Genomic DNA, 18096 nt, shown 5'->3' with positions numbered 1-18096 from the left:
TCATTGCTCCTTGGCTTCGTTGCGGCCCAAGTGGAAGGCGGTGATGGCTGCCGCGAGCAGCAGCATCGAAGCCAGTTCGACCACCAGCAGGTACGGGCCGAACTGGCTGATGCCCACGGCTTTCGCGTCTACGGTGGTGTGGCCGATGGCCTGGCCGCTCTGGTGAGCGAACAGCACATACAGCAGCTCACCCAGCAGCAGCGCTGCGAGGACAACCGGGCCGAGCCAGATGCCGGGCTTGAGCCAGACGCGTTCCTGGGCGACCGAAGCCGGCCCCAGGTTGAGCATCATCACCACAAACACGAACAGCACCATGATGGCGCCGGCGTAGGCGATCACTTCGAGCACACCGGCGAACGGTGCGCCGAGGCTGAAGAACGTCATGGCCACGGCGATCAGCGAAATGATCAGGTAGAGCAGGGCGTGCACGGGGTTAGTGTTGGTGATCACACGAAGCGTGGACACCACTGCAATACCCGATGCGAAATAGAAAGCGAATTCCATCTTTCTTCCTTAAGGCAGCAAGCTCTTCACGTTGATCGGCTCGGCTTCGTTTTGTGCGGCGCCTTTCGGCTTACCGGCAACGGCCATACCTGCAACACGATAGAAGTTGTAATCAGGGTTTTTACCGGGACCAGAGATCAGCAGATCTTCTTTCTCGTACACCAGGTCCTGACGTTTGAACTCGGCCATCTCGAAATCCGGTGTCAGCTGGATTGCGGTGGTCGGGCAAGCTTCCTCGCAGAGGCCGCAGAAAATGCAGCGCGAGAAGTTGATGCGGAAGAAGTCCGGGTACCAGCGACCGTCTTCGGTTTCAGCTTTCTGCAGGGAGATGCAACCCACCGGGCACGCTACGGCGCACAGGTTGCAGGCTACGCAACGCTCTTCGCCATCGGGGTCGCGGGTCAGCACGATACGGCCGCGATAGCGCGGCGGCAGGTACACCGCTTCTTCCGGGTATTGCAGGGTGTCGCGTTTGCGGAAACCGTGACCGAATACCATCACCAGGCTTCGCAACTGGGTACCGGTACCCTTAACGATGTCGCCAATATATTTGAACATGGGTCAAATCCTCACTGAACCGCGGCCGCTGGCGTGTTCAACAACACAACGGCAGCAGTCACCAGCAAATTGATCAGGGTCAGTGGCAGGCAGAAGCGCCAGCTGAAATCCATCACCTGGTCGTATCGTGGACGCGGAATGGAAGCGCGCAGCAGGATAAACAACATGATGAAGAACGCGGTCTTCAGGAAGAACCAGAAGAACGCCAACTGCGGCAGGATGCCGAACGGACCGTGCCAGCCGCCGAAGAACAGCGTCACCAGCAGGGCAGAGATCAAGATGATGCCGATGTACTCACCGACGAAGAACATGCCCCATTTCATGCCGGCATATTCAATGTGGTAACCGTCGGCCAGTTCCTGTTCTGCTTCAGGCTGGTCGAACGGGTGACGGTGAGTCACGGCGACGCCAGCGATGAAGAAAGTACAGAAGCCGAAGAACTGCGGAATGATGAACCACAGGTTCTGCGCCTGGTACTCGACGATGTCGCGCATGTTGAACGAGCCGACCTGCACCACGATGCCCATCAGCGCCAGGCCCATGAACACTTCGTAGGACACGGTCTGCGCCGAGGCACGCAAGCTGCCCAGCAGGGCGAACTTGTTGTTACTCGACCAACCGGCGAACAACACCGCGTAGACCGACAGACCGGCCATGGCGAAGAAGAACAGCAAGCCGATGTTCAGGTCCGCCACGCCCCAGGTCGGGGTGATCGGGATGATCGCGAAGGCAATCAGCAAGGCGCTCATGGCCACGACCGGCGCCAGGGTGAAGATCACCTTGTCGGCAAACGGTGGGGTCCAGTCTTCCTTGAAGAACATTTTCAGCATGTCGGCAGCGATCTGGAACATGCCGAATGGGCCAACGCGGTTCGGACCGTAACGGTCCTGCCACCAGCCCAGCAGGCGACGTTCGACGAAGCTGAGCAGGGCGCCCGCAACGACCACGGCCAACAGGATCACGATGGCCTTGACGACCGAGATGATCACGTCGATCACTTCAGGGGTGAACCAGGTCATTGCGCTGCCTCCTGCAGACCGTCAACGGTTTTGCCAAAGATCGCAGGCGGAATGCCGGCGAGGCCTTTAGGCAGTGCAACCAGGCCAGCACCCAACGCTTCGTTGATACGCAGCGGCAGACGCAGAGTCTGGCCGGCCACGTTCAGGCTGAGCACGGCACCGTCGTTGACGCCGAGACGGTCGGCTTCGGACTTGGCCACGGACACGTACGCTTCTGGGATGCGGCTTTGCACCGGCGCGGCCTTGGAAGAGTTCTCTTCGCTGCCGAACAGATGGAAGAACGGCACAACTTGCCAAGTGCCCTGGGCCGGGTTGAACGGGCGCGGTACTGCTGCGAACCAGTTCAGCGAGTCACCGGTGCTTTCGATCAGGCGGGTGCCTGGGTCGCCAGCGCGGATGTGACCACCGACTTCGTCCTGGAACTTGTTCCAGGCTTGTGGCGAGTTCCAGCCCGGCGACCAGGCAAACGGCACCTGCTGACGCGGCTCGACTGACCCCGAGTAACCTTCCATGGAGAAGGCGAACGCGGTGTCGTTGTCTTGTGGGGTACGCGGTTCGTGCACGCTGATGTCGGCGCGCATGGCGGTACGACCGGAGTAACGCAGCGGTTCACGGGCCAATTTCATGCCCTTGATGCGGAACGCGGCGGACGGTGCGGCATCGACGATACGCGCAAGCTGCGGTGTGCTGCCGGCGACGGCTGCGGTCACGTGGTCCAGTTGGGTCCAATCGATCGGTTGGTTCAACAGGGTCGCGCGCAGGGCATGCAGCCAGCGCCAGCCTTCGTGAACCAGGATGCTGGCGTCCATGTACTTCGGATCGAATACCTGGAAGAAGCGCTGGGCGCGGCCTTCCTGGCTGACCAGGGTACCGTCGCCTTCGGCAAAGCTCGCCGCTGGCAATACCAACTGAGCGCGGTCGCTGGTGGCGGTCTTCTGGTGGTCGGCCACGATCAGAACTTTGGCGGCGTTCAGTGCAGCGTCAACCTTGGCGGCGTCGGTGCGTGTGTACAGGTCGTTTTCCAGCACCACCATGGCGTCGGCGTTGCCGTCGATCACGGCTTGCAGGCCAGCGTCCAGGGACTCACCACCCAGCATGGCCAAGCCTAGGCTGTTGGCTTCCGGCACGACCAGGCTGATGGAGCCGTTCTTGTCGCGCAGCTTCAAGGCCTTGGCGATGTTGGCGGCGGCTTCGATCAATGCTTTGGAACCCAGCGAGGTACCGGCAATGATCAATGGACGCTTGGCTGCCAGCAGGGCGTCGGCAATGCGTTGGGCCAATTCGACGGCTTCTGTGTCCAGGCCTTCGACGGCAGGCGCGCTGGCGTCCAGGGCGTGGGCCACGGCGAAACCGATGCGGGCGAGGTCGTCCGGTGCAGCGTGGACGCATTCTTCGGCGATGTCGTCGAGCTTGGTTTCAGCGATGCTGGCGATAAACAGCGGGTTCAGCGCGTGCTGGCCAATGTTTTTCACCGCAGCGTCCAGCCATGGCTGTACGCGCATGGCGTCGGCCATCTCTTCAGCCTTGCCTTTGACCGACTGACGCAGGGACAGCGCGATACGCGCGGCGGTCTGGGTCAGGTCTTCACCGAGCACGAAGATGGCATCGTGGTCTTCGATGTCGCGCATGTTCGGCACTGGCAGCGGGCTGTCGTTCAGCACTTGCAGGACCAGACGGATGCGTTCCAGCTCACCAGCTTCGATGCCGGAGTAGAAGTGCTCGGCACCGACCAGTTCGCGCAACGCGTAGTTGCTTTCGAGGCTGGCGCGAGGCGAACCGATACCGACGATATTACGACCGCGCAGCAGGTCGGCGGCTTTATCCAGCGCGTCGTCCAGGCTCAGCTTAGTGCCGTCGGCCAGCAGTGGTTGGCGCGGGCGATCCTTGCGGTTGACGTAGCCATAGCCGAAACGGCCACGGTCGCACAGGAAGTACTGGTTGACCGAACCGTTGAAGCGGTTTTCGATACGACGCAGTTCGCCGTAGCGTTCGCCCGGGGAAATGTTGCAACCGCTGGAGCAACCGTGGCAGATGCTCGGGGCGAATTGCATGTCCCACTTACGGTTGTAGCGCTCGGAGTGGGTCTTGTCGGTGAACACACCGGTCGGGCAGACCTCAGTGAGGTTGCCGGAGAACTCGCTTTCGAGCACGCCGTCTTCAACGCGACCGAAGTACACGTTGTCGTGGGCGCCGAAGACACCAAGGTCGGTGCCGCCAGCGTAGTCTTTATAGAAACGTACGCACCGGTAGCAGGCGATGCAGCGGTTCATCTCGTGGGAAATGAACGGGCCGAGGTCCTGGTTCTGGTGGGTACGCTTGGTGAAGCGATAACGGCGTTCGTTGTGGCCGGTCATCACCGTCATGTCTTGCAAGTGGCAGTGACCGCCTTCCTCACAGACTGGGCAGTCGTGGGGGTGGTTGGTCATCAGCCATTCGACAACGCTGGCGCGGAACGCCTTGGATTCTTCATCTTCGATGGAGATCCAGGTGTTGTCGGTGGCTGGGGTCATGCAGGACATGACGATACGACCACGGGTGTCGTTCTCGTCGGTGTATTGCTTGACCGCACACTGGCGACAGGCACCGACGCTACCGAGTGCGGGGTGCCAGCAGAAATACGGGATGTCGAGGCCTAGTGACAGACATGCCTGTAACAGGTTGTCCGCCCCATCGACTTCGAGCGCTTTGCCGTCTACGTGGATAGTGGCCATGGTTCAAAGTTCTTCGTTGGCCCGTTGTCAGCGGGCGTGGCTAATGGAATCTTGTTATTCATGGGCATCAACACAGCCTTTACGGCGTCAGCCCATGAGAAGACGAAGGGCACGGACCCTTCGCCTTTTAAAGCGTTACGCGCCGACTACGATCGGCCTTGCCAGAGGCGGGACGGCGGCGCTGGTAGGCGCAATACCGGCTTCGAACTCCGAGCGGAAGTATTTGATTGCGCTGCCCAATGGCTCCACGGCGCCCGGTGCGTGAGCACAGAAGGTCTTGCCTGGGCCGAGGAAACCGACCAGACCCAACAGGGTCTCGATGTCACCCTCACGGCCTTCGCCATTTTCCAGGGCCATCAGCAGCTTGACGCTCCACGGCAGACCGTCGCGGCATGGGGTGCAGAAGCCACAGGATTCACGGGCAAAGAACTGCTCCATGTTGCGCAGCAGCGAGACCATGTTCACGGTGTTGTCCACCGCCATCGCCAGGCCAGTACCCATCCGGGTGCCCACCTTGCCGATGCCGCCGGCATACATTTGTGCGTCGAGGTGCTCGGGCAACAGGAAACCGGTACCAGCGCCGCCTGGCTGCCAGGCCTTCAAGGTGTAGCCGTCGCGCATGCCGCCGGCGTAGTCCTCGAAAAGCTCGCGTGCGGTAACGCCGAATGGCAGCTCCCACAAGCCAGGATTCTTGACCTTGCCGGAGAAGCCCATGAGCTTGGTGCCCATGTCTTCGCTGCCTTCACGGGCCAACGATTTGTACCAGTCCACGCCGTCGGCGATGATCGCCGGCACGTTGCACAGGGTCTCAACGTTGTTGACGCAGGTTGGCTTGCCCCATACGCCCACGGCAGCGGGGAAGGGTGGCTTGGAGCGCGGGTTGGCGCGGCGCCCTTCGAGGGAGTTGATCAGTGCGGTTTCTTCACCGCAGATGTAACGCCCGGCGCCGGTGTGCACGAACAGTTCGAAATCAAAGCCGGAACCCAGGATGTTCTTGCCCAACAGGCCAGCAGCCTTGGCTTCTTCCACGGCACGGTTGAGGTGCTTGGCGGCGGTGGTGTATTCGCCACGCAGGAAGATATAGCCACGATAGGTTTTCAGCGCGCGGGCACTGATCAGCATGCCTTCGATCAGCAAATGGGGCAGTTGCTCCATCAGCATGCGGTCTTTCCAGGTGTTCGGCTCCATTTCATCCGCGTTGCACAGCAGGTAGCGGATGTTGATGGACTCGTCCTTGGGCATCAGGCCCCACTTCACGCCCGTGGGGAAGCCTGCACCGCCGCGGCCTTTGAGGCCGGCGTCTTTCACGGTCTGGACGATGTCGTCCTGGGCCATGTCGGCAAAGGCTTTGCGCGCAGCGGCGTAGCCGTTCTTGGCCTGGTACTCGTCGAGCCATACCGGCTCGGCATCGTCACGCAGGCGCCAGGTGAGAGGATGGGTCTCAGGCGAACGCTTGATCAGGTTGGCGGGGCCGAAAGATGTAAGGGTCATGGGTAGCCCTCAAGCAATTGGGTCACGCCAGCAGGCTGCACGTCACCGAATGTGTCGTCGTCGATCATCAACGCCGGCGCCTTGTCGCAGTTGCCCAGGCAGCACACCGGCAGCAGCGTGAAGCGGCCGTCCGGAGTGGTTTGGCCCAGGCCGATGCCCAGTTTGTTCTGGATCTCGCTGACCACGGATTCGTGACCACCGATGTAGCAGACCATGCTGTCGCACACACGAATGATGTGACGGCCCACCGGTTGGCGGAAGATCTGGCTGTAGAACGTAGCCACGCCTTCAACGTCGCTGGCAGGGATGCCGAGAATCTCGCCGATGGCGTAGAGGGCGCCGTCCGGCACCCAGCCACGTTCCTTCTGAACGATCTTCAGGGCTTCGATCGACGCCGCGCGCGGGTCTTCGTAGTGATGCAGCTCGTGCTCGATGGCCGAGCGCTCGGTTTCACTCAGGGTGAAACGGTCTGTCTGGATAAGCGTGCTGTTCATGCTTAGCGGTCCACGTCGGCCATAACGAAATCGATACTACCCAGGTACGCAATCAAGTCCGCGACCATCTCGCCTTTGATCACCGAAGGGATCTGCTGCAAGTGCGGGAAGCTTGGAGTACGAATCCGGGTGCGGTAGCTCATGGTGCCGCCATCGCTCGTCAGGTAATAACTGTTGATACCCTTGGTCGCTTCGATCATCTGGAAGGATTCGTTGGCCGGCATGACCGGGCCCCACGAAACCTGCAGGAAGTGCGTGATCAGGGTTTCGATGTGCTGCAGCGTGCGTTCTTTGGGCGGCGGCGTGGTCAGCGGGTGATCCGCCTTGTACGGGCCGGCCGGCATGTTGCGCATGCACTGTTCGATGATCTTCAGGCTCTGGCGCATTTCTTCGACGCGCACGATGCAACGGTCGTAGGCATCGCCATTGGCGGCCACCGGCACTTCGAACTCGAAGTTCTCGTAGCCGGAGTATGGGCGCGCTTTACGCAGGTCGAAGTCGCAGCCAGTCGAGCGCAGGCCTGCACCGGTGACGCCCCATTCCAGGGCCTCTTTGGTGTTGTAGGCGGCGACGCCGATGGTACGGCCCTTGAGGATGCTGTTATCGAGCGCGGCTTTTTGATACTCGTCCAGACGCTTGGGCATCCAGTCGATGAACTCCTTGACCAGGCGCTCCCAACCATTCGGCAGGTCGTGGGCCACGCCGCCGATGCGGTACCAGGCCGGGTGCAGACGGAAACCGGTGATGGCTTCGATGACCTTGTAGGCGCGCTGACGGTCGGTGAATGTGAAGAACACCGGGGTCATGGCGCCGACGTCCTGGATATAGGTACCCAGGAACAGCAGGTGGCTGGTGATCCGGAAGAACTCGGCCATCATGATGCGGATGGTGTCGACGCGGTCCGGGACCTTGATGCCGGCCAGCTTCTCGACCGAGAGCACGTACGGCAGGTTGTTCATCACGCCGCCGAGGTAGTCGATACGGTCGGTGTACGGGATGAAGCTGTGCCACGACTGACGCTCGGCCATCTTCTCGGCGCCACGGTGGTGGTAGCCGATGTCCGGCACGCAGTCGACGATTTCTTCGCCATCCAGTTGCAGGATGATACGGAAGGCACCGTGAGCCGAAGGGTGGTTCGGGCCCAGGTTGAGGAACATGTAGTCCTCGTTGGTGCCGGAGCGTTTCATGCCCCAGTCTTCCGGACGGAAGCGCGCAGCCTCTTCTTCAAGCTGTTGCTTGGCGAGGTTGAGGCTGAACGGGTCGAATTCGGTGGCGCGGGCAGGGAAGTCCTTGCGCAGCGGGTGACCTTCCCACGTTGGCGGCATCATGATGCGCGTCAGGTGCGGGTGGCCGGGGAAATCGATGCCGAACATGTCCCACACTTCACGCTCGTACCAGCTGGCGTTGGGCCAGATACCGGTTACGGTCGGGACGCTCAGGTCGCTCTCGGAGAGGGCAACCTTGATCATCACGTCGCTGTTACGTTCCAGCGACATCAGATGGTAGAACACCGTGAAATCGGCACCGCTTGGCAGGCCCTGGCGCTTGGTGCGCAGACGCTCGTCCACGCCATGCAGGTCATAAAGCATGACGTACGGCTTGGGCAAGTTACGCAGGAAGGTCAGGACTTCGACGAGCTTGGCGCGCGCCACCCACAGCACCGGCATACCGGTACGTGTGGCCTGGGCGGTGAAGGCGTCAGCGCCAAAACGGTTATTGAGTTCGACGACCACATCCTGGTCGTCTGCCTTATAAGGCGGGATGTACAGAGCGCTGCCTGTAGTCATGGTTTTTTATCGCTTTCGGTCAACGTAAAGAATGAAGCCAGGTGTTCGTTCTATAAAAGAAGCGGGCTGGATCAGACTTCGTCAGGGCTGCGCAGGTTGGTGACTGCGATTCGCTGTTCGCGGCGCTGTTCCTTTTGCGAGGGCATCTCGGCGCGGTAAACGCCTTGATCGCCGACGACCCAGGAAAGCGGACGACGCTCCTTGCCAATCGATTCCTGCAACAGCATCAAGCCTTGCAGAAATGCTTCAGGGCGGGGCGGGCAGCCAGGCACGTAGACGTCCACGGGCAGGAACTTATCCACCCCTTGGACCACTGAGTAGATGTCGTACATGCCACCGGAGTTGGCGCACGAACCCATGGAGATAACCCACTTCGGTTCGAGCATTTGCTCGTAGAGACGCTGAATGATTGGCGCCATCTTGATGAAGCAGGTTCCGGCGATAACCATGAAATCCGCCTGGCGCGGTGATGCCCGGATAACTTCGGCGCCAAAGCGCGCGATGTCGTGGGGCGCCGTGAAGGCGGTGGTCATTTCCACGTAGCAGCACGAAAGGCCGAAGTTGTACGGCCACAGGGAGTTTTTACGCCCCCAGTTGACCGCGCCACTCAGCACGTCTTCGAGTTTGCCCATGTAGATGTTTTTGTGGACTTGGTCTTCTAACGGATCGGAAACGGTTTCCCGTTCGCCGATGGGGTACTGCTCGTTAGGAGCATCCGGGTCGATCCTGGTGAGATTGTATTGCATCGCCAAAGCCTCATTGTTTCAGCTTCGCTTGCCGCTTACGACGAGCTTCCGGAGCCCAGTCAAGGGCGCCCACTCGAAATAGGTAGACAAGGCCTGCCAACAGAATTGCTATGAAAACGAGAGCTTCGACGAATCCGGTCCAGCCGCTTTCGCGGACGGACACAGACCAGGCAAAGAGAAAGAGGGCTTCGATATCGAAGATCACGAACAGCATCGCGACCAGATAGAATTTGGCTGAGAGCCGCAGACGGGCGCCACCTGTAGGTAGCATGCCCGACTCGAACGGTTCGTTTTTGCTGCGGCCCCAGGCTTTTGACCCGAGGAGGCTGGAAACACCGAGCATGAAGGCGCAAAGGCCGACAACACCGAGGAGGAAAATGGCAAAGCCCCAGTTGTGGGCCATGAGTCCTGTCGCTTCGGTCATGCTGGAAATCCTTAACAGAGAGCAAAGGTCTCTGAGCTCGAAAAAGTAATGATGCAGTGACGATATGTCGCAGCGCAGTCAATCGCGGTGATTTTATGGCTAAACACCGGGCAAGTAAAATTCCTATAGCGAAATTATTCGATGGAATAAGGACATAGTGCACCTTCTTGGGGCTGTAGCCCTTGCGGGGCGGGGATTAGCGGGCATTTGATCAATTATGTTTTGTTTAACCAGTAACGAAGTTTTCATGGTCTAAATGATAATGAATATTGTTTGTGCGGGGGTTTAAGCGATTGTTTCTCATGTGGCGGGGTAAGTTGCCGTTACTTGTTTGATTGGCGCAAGTTGCCGGAGCGGATCTTTTAACCGATTTATCCGCAGCGAATACCGCTCTGGATCAAGGTTTTGTACAAAATCTTCAGGTTGCGTGCGTTCCCTTGTGGGAGGGGGCTTGCCCTCGATGGCTGAGTGTCAGTCAATAACGCTGTTGCTGATCCACCGTTATCGGGGGCAAGCCCCCTCCCACATTTGGATTCTCATTGGCCCGGGGCAGATATCTCAGGCAAAAAAACGCCCCGAACCAGTCGGGGCGTGATTGTCGTGCAGCACTGCGGTTAGCTCTTTAACGGGTCCGCAGTGGCTGTGTACTCACATCGATCAGTGGAACTGCTCTTCTTCAGTCGACCCGGTCAGCGCGGTCACGGACGAGGTGCCGCCCTGGATCACGGTGGTCATGTCATCGAAGTAGCCAGTACCCACTTCCTGCTGGTGCGCCACAAAGGTGTAGCCTTTGGAGGCGTCAGCGAATTCCTGCTCCTGCAGCTTCACGTAGGCGGTCATGTCGTTGCGGGCGTAGTCGTGCGCCAGGTTGAACATGCTGTGCCACATATTGTGAATGCCGGCCAGGGTGATGAACTGGTGCTTGTAGCCCATGGCGGACAGTTCGCGCTGGAACTTGGCGATGGTCGCGTCGTCCAGGTTCTTCTTCCAGTTGAAAGAAGGCGAGCAGTTGTAGGACAGCAGTTGGTCCGGGTATTCCTTCTTGATCGCTTCGGCGAAACGACGCGCTTCGTCCAGATCCGGCTTGGCGGTTTCGCACCAGATCAGGTCGGCATACGGTGCGTAGGCCAGACCGCGGGCGATGGCCTGATCGAGGCCGGCGCGTACCTTGTAGAAACCTTCCTGAGTGCGTTCGCCGGTAACGAATGGCTGGTCGTACGGGTCGCAGTCCGAGGTCAACAGGTCTGCTGCGTTGGCGTCGGTACGGGCCAGGATGATGGTCGGTGTGCCGGCAACGTCAGCCGCCAGACGGGCAGCGGTCAGCTTCTGTACAGCTTCTTGGGTCGGAACCAGTACCTTGCCGCCCATATGGCCGCATTTCTTCACGGAAGCCAGTTGGTCTTCGAAGTGAACGCCCGCGGCGCCTGCTTCGATCATGCTCTTCATCAGCTCATAGGCGTTCAGTACGCCGCCGAAGCCGGCTTCGGCGTCAGCTACGATTGGCGCGAAGTAGTCGATGTAGCCTTCATCGCCTGGGCCTTTGCCAGCTTTCCACTGGATCTGGTCAGCACGACGGAACGAGTTGTTGATGCGCTTGACTACGGTTGGCACGGAGTCAACCGGGTACAGCGATTGGTCGGGGTACATGGATTCAGCGGAGTTGTTGTCCGCTGCCACTTGCCAGCCGGACAGGTAGATCGCCTGGATGCCGGCTTTTACCTGTTGGACTGCTTGACCGCCAGTGAGGGCGCCCATGCAGTTGACGAAATCTTTGTCGGGACGGAAGGAAGGCTTGGCACCTTGGATGACCAGGTTCCACAGCTTCTCGGCGCCGAGTTTTGCAAAGGTGTGCTCAGGTTGAACCGAGCCACGCAGGCGGACGACGTCAGCAGCGGAATAAGCGCGGGTTACGCCTTTCCAGCGTGGGTTTTCAGCCCAATCTTTTTCAAGGGCTGCAATTTGCTGTTCGCGTGTCAGTGCCATGGGGAAAAACCTCGTCGCATAGGTCTAGGTGGAAAGATCCATTTGCCAGCCGCGCAATCGTTGCGGGGTATGGCTGCTCGCTGACCAGAAGCATAGGTGGTCAAGTCAGGTTCGACGGGGAAGGCGACGGGATGAACGATGATCGAGAGGGGGCAGGTAAAGGCTGGCCGAGAACGGTCTTCGGGCATCGTGGGCCCTTGGGTATTCTGCAGCATGTTGCCGGGTTACCTGGTTAGCTTCCGTCCCTCGGGACAACTTCGTTCCAGTCGCAACCTCGTCAAACACACCTTGTGGGCGGTACAGACACGAATCGGCTCAGGTGGGTAGCTTAGAGCGACGATCCGAAGGCCCTTGCCAGGGCCCCTGATTAGCGGGAGCGAGGCCATCATGCCCATGCTTTTTTGGATCGTCAAATGTTTTGTAGTGCTTTTTTTATAGCACTACATCTTTAGTCTAATACGACTCATCAGTCAGTTTTTGGTGCTTCAGTTCAGGGTGTCGACCTTGACCCGCAACGTCAGGTCATCGCGGCCCTGGGTAGAGTAGCTGCGGGTTGTAGAGGATTTATCGGCTTGGGTTTCACGGTTGATGCCGGCCAGGGGGATCCATTCGCCAAGACGCCCGCTGACGGTTGTGTCGGTGCTTTGCACATTCACTACATCGGGACGTTCCTGGCTCATGCGGTCACGGTTGGTACTGATCGCCAGATGCACGGTCTCGCCGGTGACGCTGGCAGTGACGTAGAAGCCCTGGGTGACGTTGCGGTATTGGGTCTGGTTCTGCGGGCGGCCGTAGGCGTCTGGTTGGGTGGTGGTCAGTGGCACGCTCTGGCCAACCTGGATCAGCGCGGGCACGCCTTCGCTGGCCTGGATCTGCTGGATGCCGCCGTCGCGACTGGCAGTGCCGTAGTTGATGATGCGGGTTTGGCTATCGCCACTGTTCTGTTGGTTGTTTTCGTTCGTGTCTACAGTAATCAGCAGGCGCTTGGCCGGTGTGTCCAGTTGTGCAATCAGTGCGCGCAGGTCCTGGAGCTTGCCGGGATCGGCGTTAACAATAAGTTGGTTGCCGTAGGCGCTGACGGTGCCGTCCTTGCCGATAAAATTCTGCGCCACCGGCAATAGATCGGCGCTGGTGCGGTTGTTCAGGTTGACGACTTCGGTGTCGGCCATTGTCGAGCAACTGACGGCCAGGAGGAGGGCGGTGAGCAGGGTGCGTAGGGACATGTCCGTTATCTCTGCGAGTCATTTAGGCTTGATAGTGCCAGTTTGTCGGCCTGGGGTGTAGTGAGCGGGCTTGCCCCGCGCTGGGTTGCGTAGCGGTCCCTATAAAAAACGCCGCGTTCTTTCAGAAAGAACGCGGCGTTTGGTTTTGTGGCTGCTAAGCAGCCCAGCGCGGGGCAAGCCCGCTCACCACAGACAAGCCCTTAAGCAGGCGTCAGCCCCCACGCACCATATCAACATGGGGAATCCCGACTTCCAGGAACTCATCGCTGACGATCTTGAAGCCCAACCGCTCATAAAATGGCGCTGCATAGACCTGCGCGCTGAGGAACTGTTTGGTCTGGCCGCGTTGCTCGGCCACGCCAATTACCGCTTCCATCAGCTTGTCGCCAACCTTCAGGCCGCGCCAGTCCTTGAGGACCGATACGCGGCCGATCTCGCCGCTGGGCAGCAGGCGAGCGGTGCCGATTGGAAAGTCGCCTTCGAACGCCAGGAAGTGCATCGCACCAGCGTCATCCGCGTCCCACTCCAACTCGGGCGGAACCGATTGTTCAGCGATAAATACCGCTTCACGAATGCGCCGAATCTCGGCGATATCCTTTTGCCAGTCCGCGACACTTACGTGAATTTTATTCATCGGCAAATCCCAGGCTGCCTTGCTTGACCAGCTCGCACAGCAGGTCGCGGCCGTCTTCGTCGGCGAGCCACTCACCCAGGTTTTCGCTGTGCAGCGCATCGGCGGAGCACACCAGTTTCAACAGTTCACGCAGCTTGCCGGGCAGGTAGCGGCTCTGGCCGCTGGCAAACAGCAGCACGTCGTCGTCCACTTCCGACCACGCCATGCGCGCGCTTGGGTTGCGTACCAGAATCGCGCCGTCTTGCAGGGTGCTGATGAAGTCTTCTTCGCCCAGCTCTTCGCCGGCGACGAGTTCTGGGTAGCGCGGTTCGGTCATGAACTGGCCAAACCAGGTCAGCAGCATGCGTTCGTCGCTCATGTGCTCGGCCAGCAGGCTCTTGAGGCGGTCGAGGGCGTCGCGCTGGATCTGATGCGGGTCGCTGACCGGCTGCGCGTCGGCGTCGGTGTAGCGCTCTTCATCCGTCAGGTATTGGGCGAGGAAATCGGTGAAGTGCGTGAGCACTTCGGCGGCGCTCGGCGCACGGAAGCCGACCGAGTAGGTCATGCAGTCGTCTTCGGCGATGCCGAAGTGTGCCAGGCGTGGCGGCAGATAGAGCATGTCGCCCGGTTCGAGTACCCATTCGGCGGTTTCTTCGAATTCGGCGAGGATGCGCAGGTCGGCGTGTTGCAGCAGCGGGCTTTCGGAGTTGCACATCTGGCCGATCTTCCAGTTGCGCTTGCCTTGGGCTTGCAGCAGGAACACATCGTAGTTGTCGAAGTGCGGACCAACGCTGCCGCCAGGCGCGGCGAAGCTGATCATCACATCGTCGATGCGCCAGCTTGGTAGAAAGCGGAACTGCTCCAGCAGCTCGGCCACTTCCGGAACGAACTGGTCGACCGCCTGCACCAGCAGGGTCCACTCGCGCTCAGGCAGGCTGCCGAAGGCGTCTTCGGCGAACGGGCCGCGACGCAGTTCCCACGGGCGCTCGCCGTGTTCGATCACCAGGCGCGATTCGACTTCTTCTTCCAAGGCCAGGCCGGCCAGTTCGTCGGCGTCGATCGGGCTTTCGAAATCAGGGATGGCCTGACGGATCAGCAGTGGTTTTTTCTGCCAGTAGTCGCGCAGGAATTCCCGTGCCGTGATGCCGCCCAGAAGTTGAAGAGGGATGTCAGGATTCATGTGTAACCTATTGAAAGAAAGCACTTTTCAGACTGGAATAAAAACGCCCGGCGCGGCCGGGCGTCTCAAGGGTCTTGCGATGATCAGATGCGCTTGGCTTGCTCTACCGCGTTGCCGATGTAGTTGGCCGGGGTGAGCAGTTTCAGCTCGGCCTTGGCGGCGGCTGGCATGTCCAGGCCGTCGATGAAAGTTTGCAGCGCTTCAGGGCTGATGCCCTTGCCGCGCGTCAACTCTTTCAGCTTCTCGTACGGGTTTTCGATGTTGTAGCGACGCATCACGGTCTGGATCGGCTCGGCCAGCACTTCCCAGCATGCGTCCAGGTCAGCGGCGATTTTCTGCGCGTTGAGCTCCAGCTTGCTGATGCCTTTGAGGCTGGCTTCGTACGCGATCACGCTGTGGGCAAAACCCACGCCGAGGTTGCGCAGTACGGTCGAGTCGGTCAGGTCGCGCTGCCAGCGGGAGATCGGCAGCTTGCTGGCCAGATGCTGGAACAGGGCGTTGGCGATGCCGAGGTTGCCTTCGGAGTTTTCGAAGTCGATCGGGTTGACCTTGTGCGGCATGGTCGACGAACCGATTTCACCGGCAATGGTGCGCTGCTTGAAGTAGCCCAGGGAGATGTAGCCCCAGATATCGCGATCGAAGTCGATCAGGATGGTGTTGAAGCGCGCAATGGCGTCGAACAGCTCCGCGATGTAGTCGTGGGGCTCGATCTGCGTGGTGTAAGGGTTGAAGCCCAGGCCCAGCTCGTCTTCGATGAAGGCGCGGGCGTTGGCTTCCCAGTCGATCTCAGGGTAGGCCGACAGGTGCGCGTTGTAATTGCCGACGGCGCCGTTGATCTTGCCCAGCAATGGTACGGCAGCGACTTGAGCAATCTGACGCTCCAGACGATACACCACGTTGGCGAGTTCTTTGCCCAGGGTGGTCGGCGAAGCTGGCTGGCCGTGGGTGCGCGACAGCATTGGCACGTCAGCGAAACGGATGGCCAGTTCGCGGATAGCTTCGGCGGTCTGGCGCATCAGTGGCAGCATCACGTCATCGCGGCCTTCGCGCAGCATCAGGGCGTGGGACAGGTTGTTGATGTCCTCGCTGGTGCAGGCAAAGTGGATGAACTCGCTGACCTGGGCCAGTTCCGGCAGCTTGGCCGCCTGCTCTTTGAGCAGGTATTCAATGGCTTTGACGTCGTGGTTGGTGGTGCGCTCGATCTCTTTCACACGCTCGGCGTGCTCCAGGGAGAAATTTTCCGCCAGGGTGTTGAGCACAGCGTTGGCTTCGGCAGAGAACGCCGGCACTTCGCTGATGGCGGGATGAGCGGCCAGGCGCTGGAGCCAGCGCACTTCAACCAGAACACGAGCACGGATCAAGCCGTATTCGCTGAAAATAGGGCGCAGGGCCTGGGTTTTGCCGGCGTAGCGGCCGTCAACAGGGGAAACCGCAGTGAGCGAAGAGAGCTGCATGGGGTGTTCTCGGACAGTCGGGCAACGAAATGGGGCGCGTATCATACATGAAAAAATCCGCCGGTCCGTCGCCAACTGACCGGCGTATTACGCGTAACGGCTTGAAAAAAGCCCTTTGCTGCGACTTATTCGTTGCGCATCAACGGGTAAAGCTCTTTGAGCAATTTTCGACGGCTGATCACCAGCTGCCAGCGATGGCCGCCCAACTGACGCCACAACCGCGCCGAGCGAATACCGGCCAGAAGCAGGGCGCGGATTTTCGAGGCGTTGTTCGGTTGCTGCAGGTTGCGCATGTCGCCGTGAACCTGGATCCGCTGGCGCAAAGTGCTCAAGGTGTCTTGATACAGCGCACCACAGGCGGCGATCACGTTTTCGTGGGCCGGGCCGAAGTGTTCTACCTGGGACTGGATTTGTGGCAGGCGTTTGCCGATGGTTTCCAGCATGTCCTCGCGCTTGGCCAGTTGGCGCTCGAGGCCGAGCATCGACAGGGCGTAGCGCAGCGGCTCGCGCTGCAAGGTGCTGGGGTCGCGCTCCAGGGCGCCGATCAGGGCGCGGTAACCTTCACGCAGTGCGAGGTCGTCGCCGCCGTAGACTTCCAGAGTGTCCTTGGGGTCGCGGATCAGCAGGCTGCCGAGCATGCAAGTCAGGCCGGCTTCGGTGACCTGGCCGGTCTTGGCGATCTTGTCCACGAGCACGGCGGAGAGAAATACCCCGCCGAGTGCCGTCAATTGCTCTTGGGTAGGGCTCATGCCGGGTTGCTCCAGGCTTGCGCGACTTCAATCACGCCGCCGCCCAGGCAAATTTCGCCGTCATAGAACACCACAGACTGGCCGGGGGTGACCGCGCGTTGCGGGTCATCAAAGGTGGCGCGGTAGCCTGTCGCGGTTTTTTCCAGGGTGCAGGGCTGGTCGCTTTGGCGATAGCGCACTTTGGCAGTCAGGCGGCGCGGGGTGCTCAGGTCGATCGGGTTGACCCAATAGATCTCCGAGGCCAGCAGCGCGCCCGAGAACAGCAGCGGGTGTTCATTACCCTGGCCGACGATCAGCACGTTGTTTTCCAGGTCCTTGACCAGCACATACCACGGCTCTTCACCGGCGTCTTTCAAACCGCCGATGCCCAGGCCCTGGCGTTGGCCAATGGTGTGGTACATCAGGCCATGGTGACGGCCGATCACTTCACCTTCGGTGGTCTTGATCTCACCCGGTTGCGCCGGCAGGTATTGCTTAAGGAAGTCGCTGAAGCGGCGCTCGCCGATAAAGCAAATCCCGGTGGAATCCTTTTTCTTCGCGGTAGCCAGGCCGTGTTTCTCGGCGATCCTGCGCACTTCGGGTTTTTCCAGCTCGCCCACCGGGAACAGGGTCTTGGCGATCTGTTCACCGCCAACAGCGTGCAGGAAGTAGCTCTGGTCCTTGTTCGGGTCCAGGCCCTTGAGCAGTTCAGTACGGCCATCGATGTCGCGGCGGCGCACGTAGTGGCCAGTGGCAATCAGGTCGGCGCCAAGGATCATGGCGTAGTCGAGGAACGCCTTGAACTTGATTTCGCGGTTGCACAGGATGTCCGGGTTCGGCGTGCGACCGGCCTTGTATTCAGCCAGGAAGTGCTCGAACACATTGTCCCAGTACTCGGCGGCGAAGTTGGCGGTGTGCAGCTTGATACCGATCTTGTCACACACGGCCTGGGCATCTGCCAGGTCGTCCATGGCGGTGCAATATTCCGTTCCATCGTCTTCTTCCCAGTTCTTCATGAACAGGCCTTCCACCTCATAACCCTGCTCCATGAGCAGAACGGCGGAAACGGAAGAATCCACGCCGCCGGACATGCCGACGATGACGCGCTTCTTTTGTGTGTCAGAAGGGGCTGGATCACGCATAGGGTTTCAACGGGTGTCTTGAAAAAGGACGCGATTCTA

Annotated in this window: 16 protein-coding genes; all 16 read right to left on the bottom strand. The window is 60.0% G+C overall.

Annotated elements, in window-relative coordinates; all coding sequences use genetic code 11:
• Nucleotides 1-504: an NADH-quinone oxidoreductase subunit J gene (gene nuoJ / locus BW43_RS06665; RefSeq protein WP_032889695.1), complete on the bottom strand. Its 504-nt coding sequence runs from the start codon at nt 502-504 to the stop codon at nt 1-3.
• A 9-nt stretch (nt 505-513) separates the two neighbouring features.
• Nucleotides 514-1062: an NADH-quinone oxidoreductase subunit NuoI gene (gene nuoI, locus BW43_RS06670; RefSeq protein WP_003174725.1), complete on the bottom strand. Its 549-nt coding sequence runs from the start codon at nt 1060-1062 to the stop codon at nt 514-516.
• A gap of 11 nt (nt 1063-1073) precedes the next feature.
• The gene (nuoH, locus tag BW43_RS06675) at nt 1074-2081 is read right to left on the bottom strand and encodes an NADH-quinone oxidoreductase subunit NuoH (protein WP_003174724.1); all 1008 of its coding nucleotides are present in this window, start codon (nt 2079-2081) and stop codon (nt 1074-1076) included.
• A complete protein-coding gene (gene nuoG / locus BW43_RS06680) occupies nt 2078-4792 on the bottom strand; it encodes an NADH-quinone oxidoreductase subunit NuoG (RefSeq protein ID WP_032889693.1) in 2715 nt (904 codons plus the stop codon). Before nuoG ends, nuoH begins: the two co-directional genes overlap by 4 nt.
• 135 nt (nt 4793-4927) lie before the next feature.
• Complete coding sequence (nuoF, locus tag BW43_RS06685) at nt 4928-6283, bottom strand: NADH-quinone oxidoreductase subunit NuoF (protein ID WP_003174722.1); 1356 nt, start codon at nt 6281-6283, stop codon at nt 4928-4930.
• Nucleotides 6280-6777, bottom strand: a complete 498-nt coding sequence (gene nuoE, locus BW43_RS06690) for an NADH-quinone oxidoreductase subunit NuoE (protein WP_003174721.1) — start codon at nt 6775-6777, stop codon at nt 6280-6282. Before nuoE ends, nuoF begins: the two co-directional genes overlap by 4 nt.
• A 2-nt stretch (nt 6778-6779) precedes the next feature.
• Nucleotides 6780-8564: an NADH-quinone oxidoreductase subunit C/D gene (nuoC, locus tag BW43_RS06695; RefSeq protein WP_032889692.1), complete on the bottom strand. Its 1785-nt coding sequence runs from the start codon at nt 8562-8564 to the stop codon at nt 6780-6782.
• 71 nt (nt 8565-8635) lie between these two features.
• Nucleotides 8636-9310 carry an NADH-quinone oxidoreductase subunit B family protein gene (locus BW43_RS06700; protein WP_003174719.1) on the bottom strand — a complete coding sequence of 225 codons (675 nt, stop codon included), beginning with the start codon at nt 9308-9310 and terminating at the stop codon, nt 8636-8638.
• A 10-nt stretch (nt 9311-9320) separates the two neighbouring features.
• Nucleotides 9321-9734: an NADH-quinone oxidoreductase subunit A gene (locus tag BW43_RS06705; protein ID WP_003219575.1), complete on the bottom strand. Its 414-nt coding sequence runs from the start codon at nt 9732-9734 to the stop codon at nt 9321-9323.
• Nucleotides 9735-10391: 657 nt separating this feature from the next.
• Nucleotides 10392-11717 carry an isocitrate lyase gene (gene aceA, locus BW43_RS06710; protein ID WP_032889690.1) on the bottom strand — a complete coding sequence of 442 codons (1326 nt, stop codon included), beginning with the start codon at nt 11715-11717 and terminating at the stop codon, nt 10392-10394.
• Nucleotides 11718-12202: 485 nt separating this feature from the next.
• Nucleotides 12203-12940, bottom strand: a complete 738-nt coding sequence (locus BW43_RS06715) for a secretin N-terminal domain-containing protein (RefSeq protein WP_032889688.1) — start codon at nt 12938-12940, stop codon at nt 12203-12205.
• A gap of 211 nt (nt 12941-13151) precedes the next feature.
• Complete coding sequence (locus BW43_RS06720; RefSeq protein ID WP_032889687.1) at nt 13152-13574, bottom strand: GNAT family N-acetyltransferase; 423 nt, start codon at nt 13572-13574, stop codon at nt 13152-13154.
• Nucleotides 13567-14733 (bottom strand): cupin domain-containing protein, encoded by a 1167-nt coding sequence (locus BW43_RS06725; protein ID WP_032889686.1) that lies wholly within the window; start codon nt 14731-14733, stop codon nt 13567-13569. Before BW43_RS06725 ends, BW43_RS06720 begins: the two co-directional genes overlap by 8 nt.
• Nucleotides 14734-14816: 83 nt before the next feature.
• The gene (purB, locus tag BW43_RS06730) at nt 14817-16187 is read right to left on the bottom strand and encodes an adenylosuccinate lyase (RefSeq protein ID WP_032889684.1); all 1371 of its coding nucleotides are present in this window, start codon (nt 16185-16187) and stop codon (nt 14817-14819) included.
• A 125-nt stretch (nt 16188-16312) separates the two neighbouring features.
• The gene (gene hflD / locus BW43_RS06735; RefSeq protein WP_027606331.1) at nt 16313-16936 is read right to left on the bottom strand and encodes a high frequency lysogenization protein HflD; all 624 of its coding nucleotides are present in this window, start codon (nt 16934-16936) and stop codon (nt 16313-16315) included.
• Nucleotides 16933-18057 (bottom strand): tRNA 2-thiouridine(34) synthase MnmA, encoded by a 1125-nt coding sequence (gene mnmA / locus BW43_RS06740; RefSeq protein ID WP_032889682.1) that lies wholly within the window; start codon nt 18055-18057, stop codon nt 16933-16935. Before mnmA ends, hflD begins: the two co-directional genes overlap by 4 nt.
• Between the last annotated feature and the right edge of the window lie 39 nt (nt 18058-18096).

Source organism: Pseudomonas sp. RIT357 (assembly GCF_000632245.1).
Classification (GTDB): domain Bacteria; phylum Pseudomonadota; class Gammaproteobacteria; order Pseudomonadales; family Pseudomonadaceae; genus Aquipseudomonas; species Aquipseudomonas sivasensis.
Note: the sequence above shows the minus strand (reverse complement) of the source record. Positions and strands in the feature narration are given on the sequence as shown.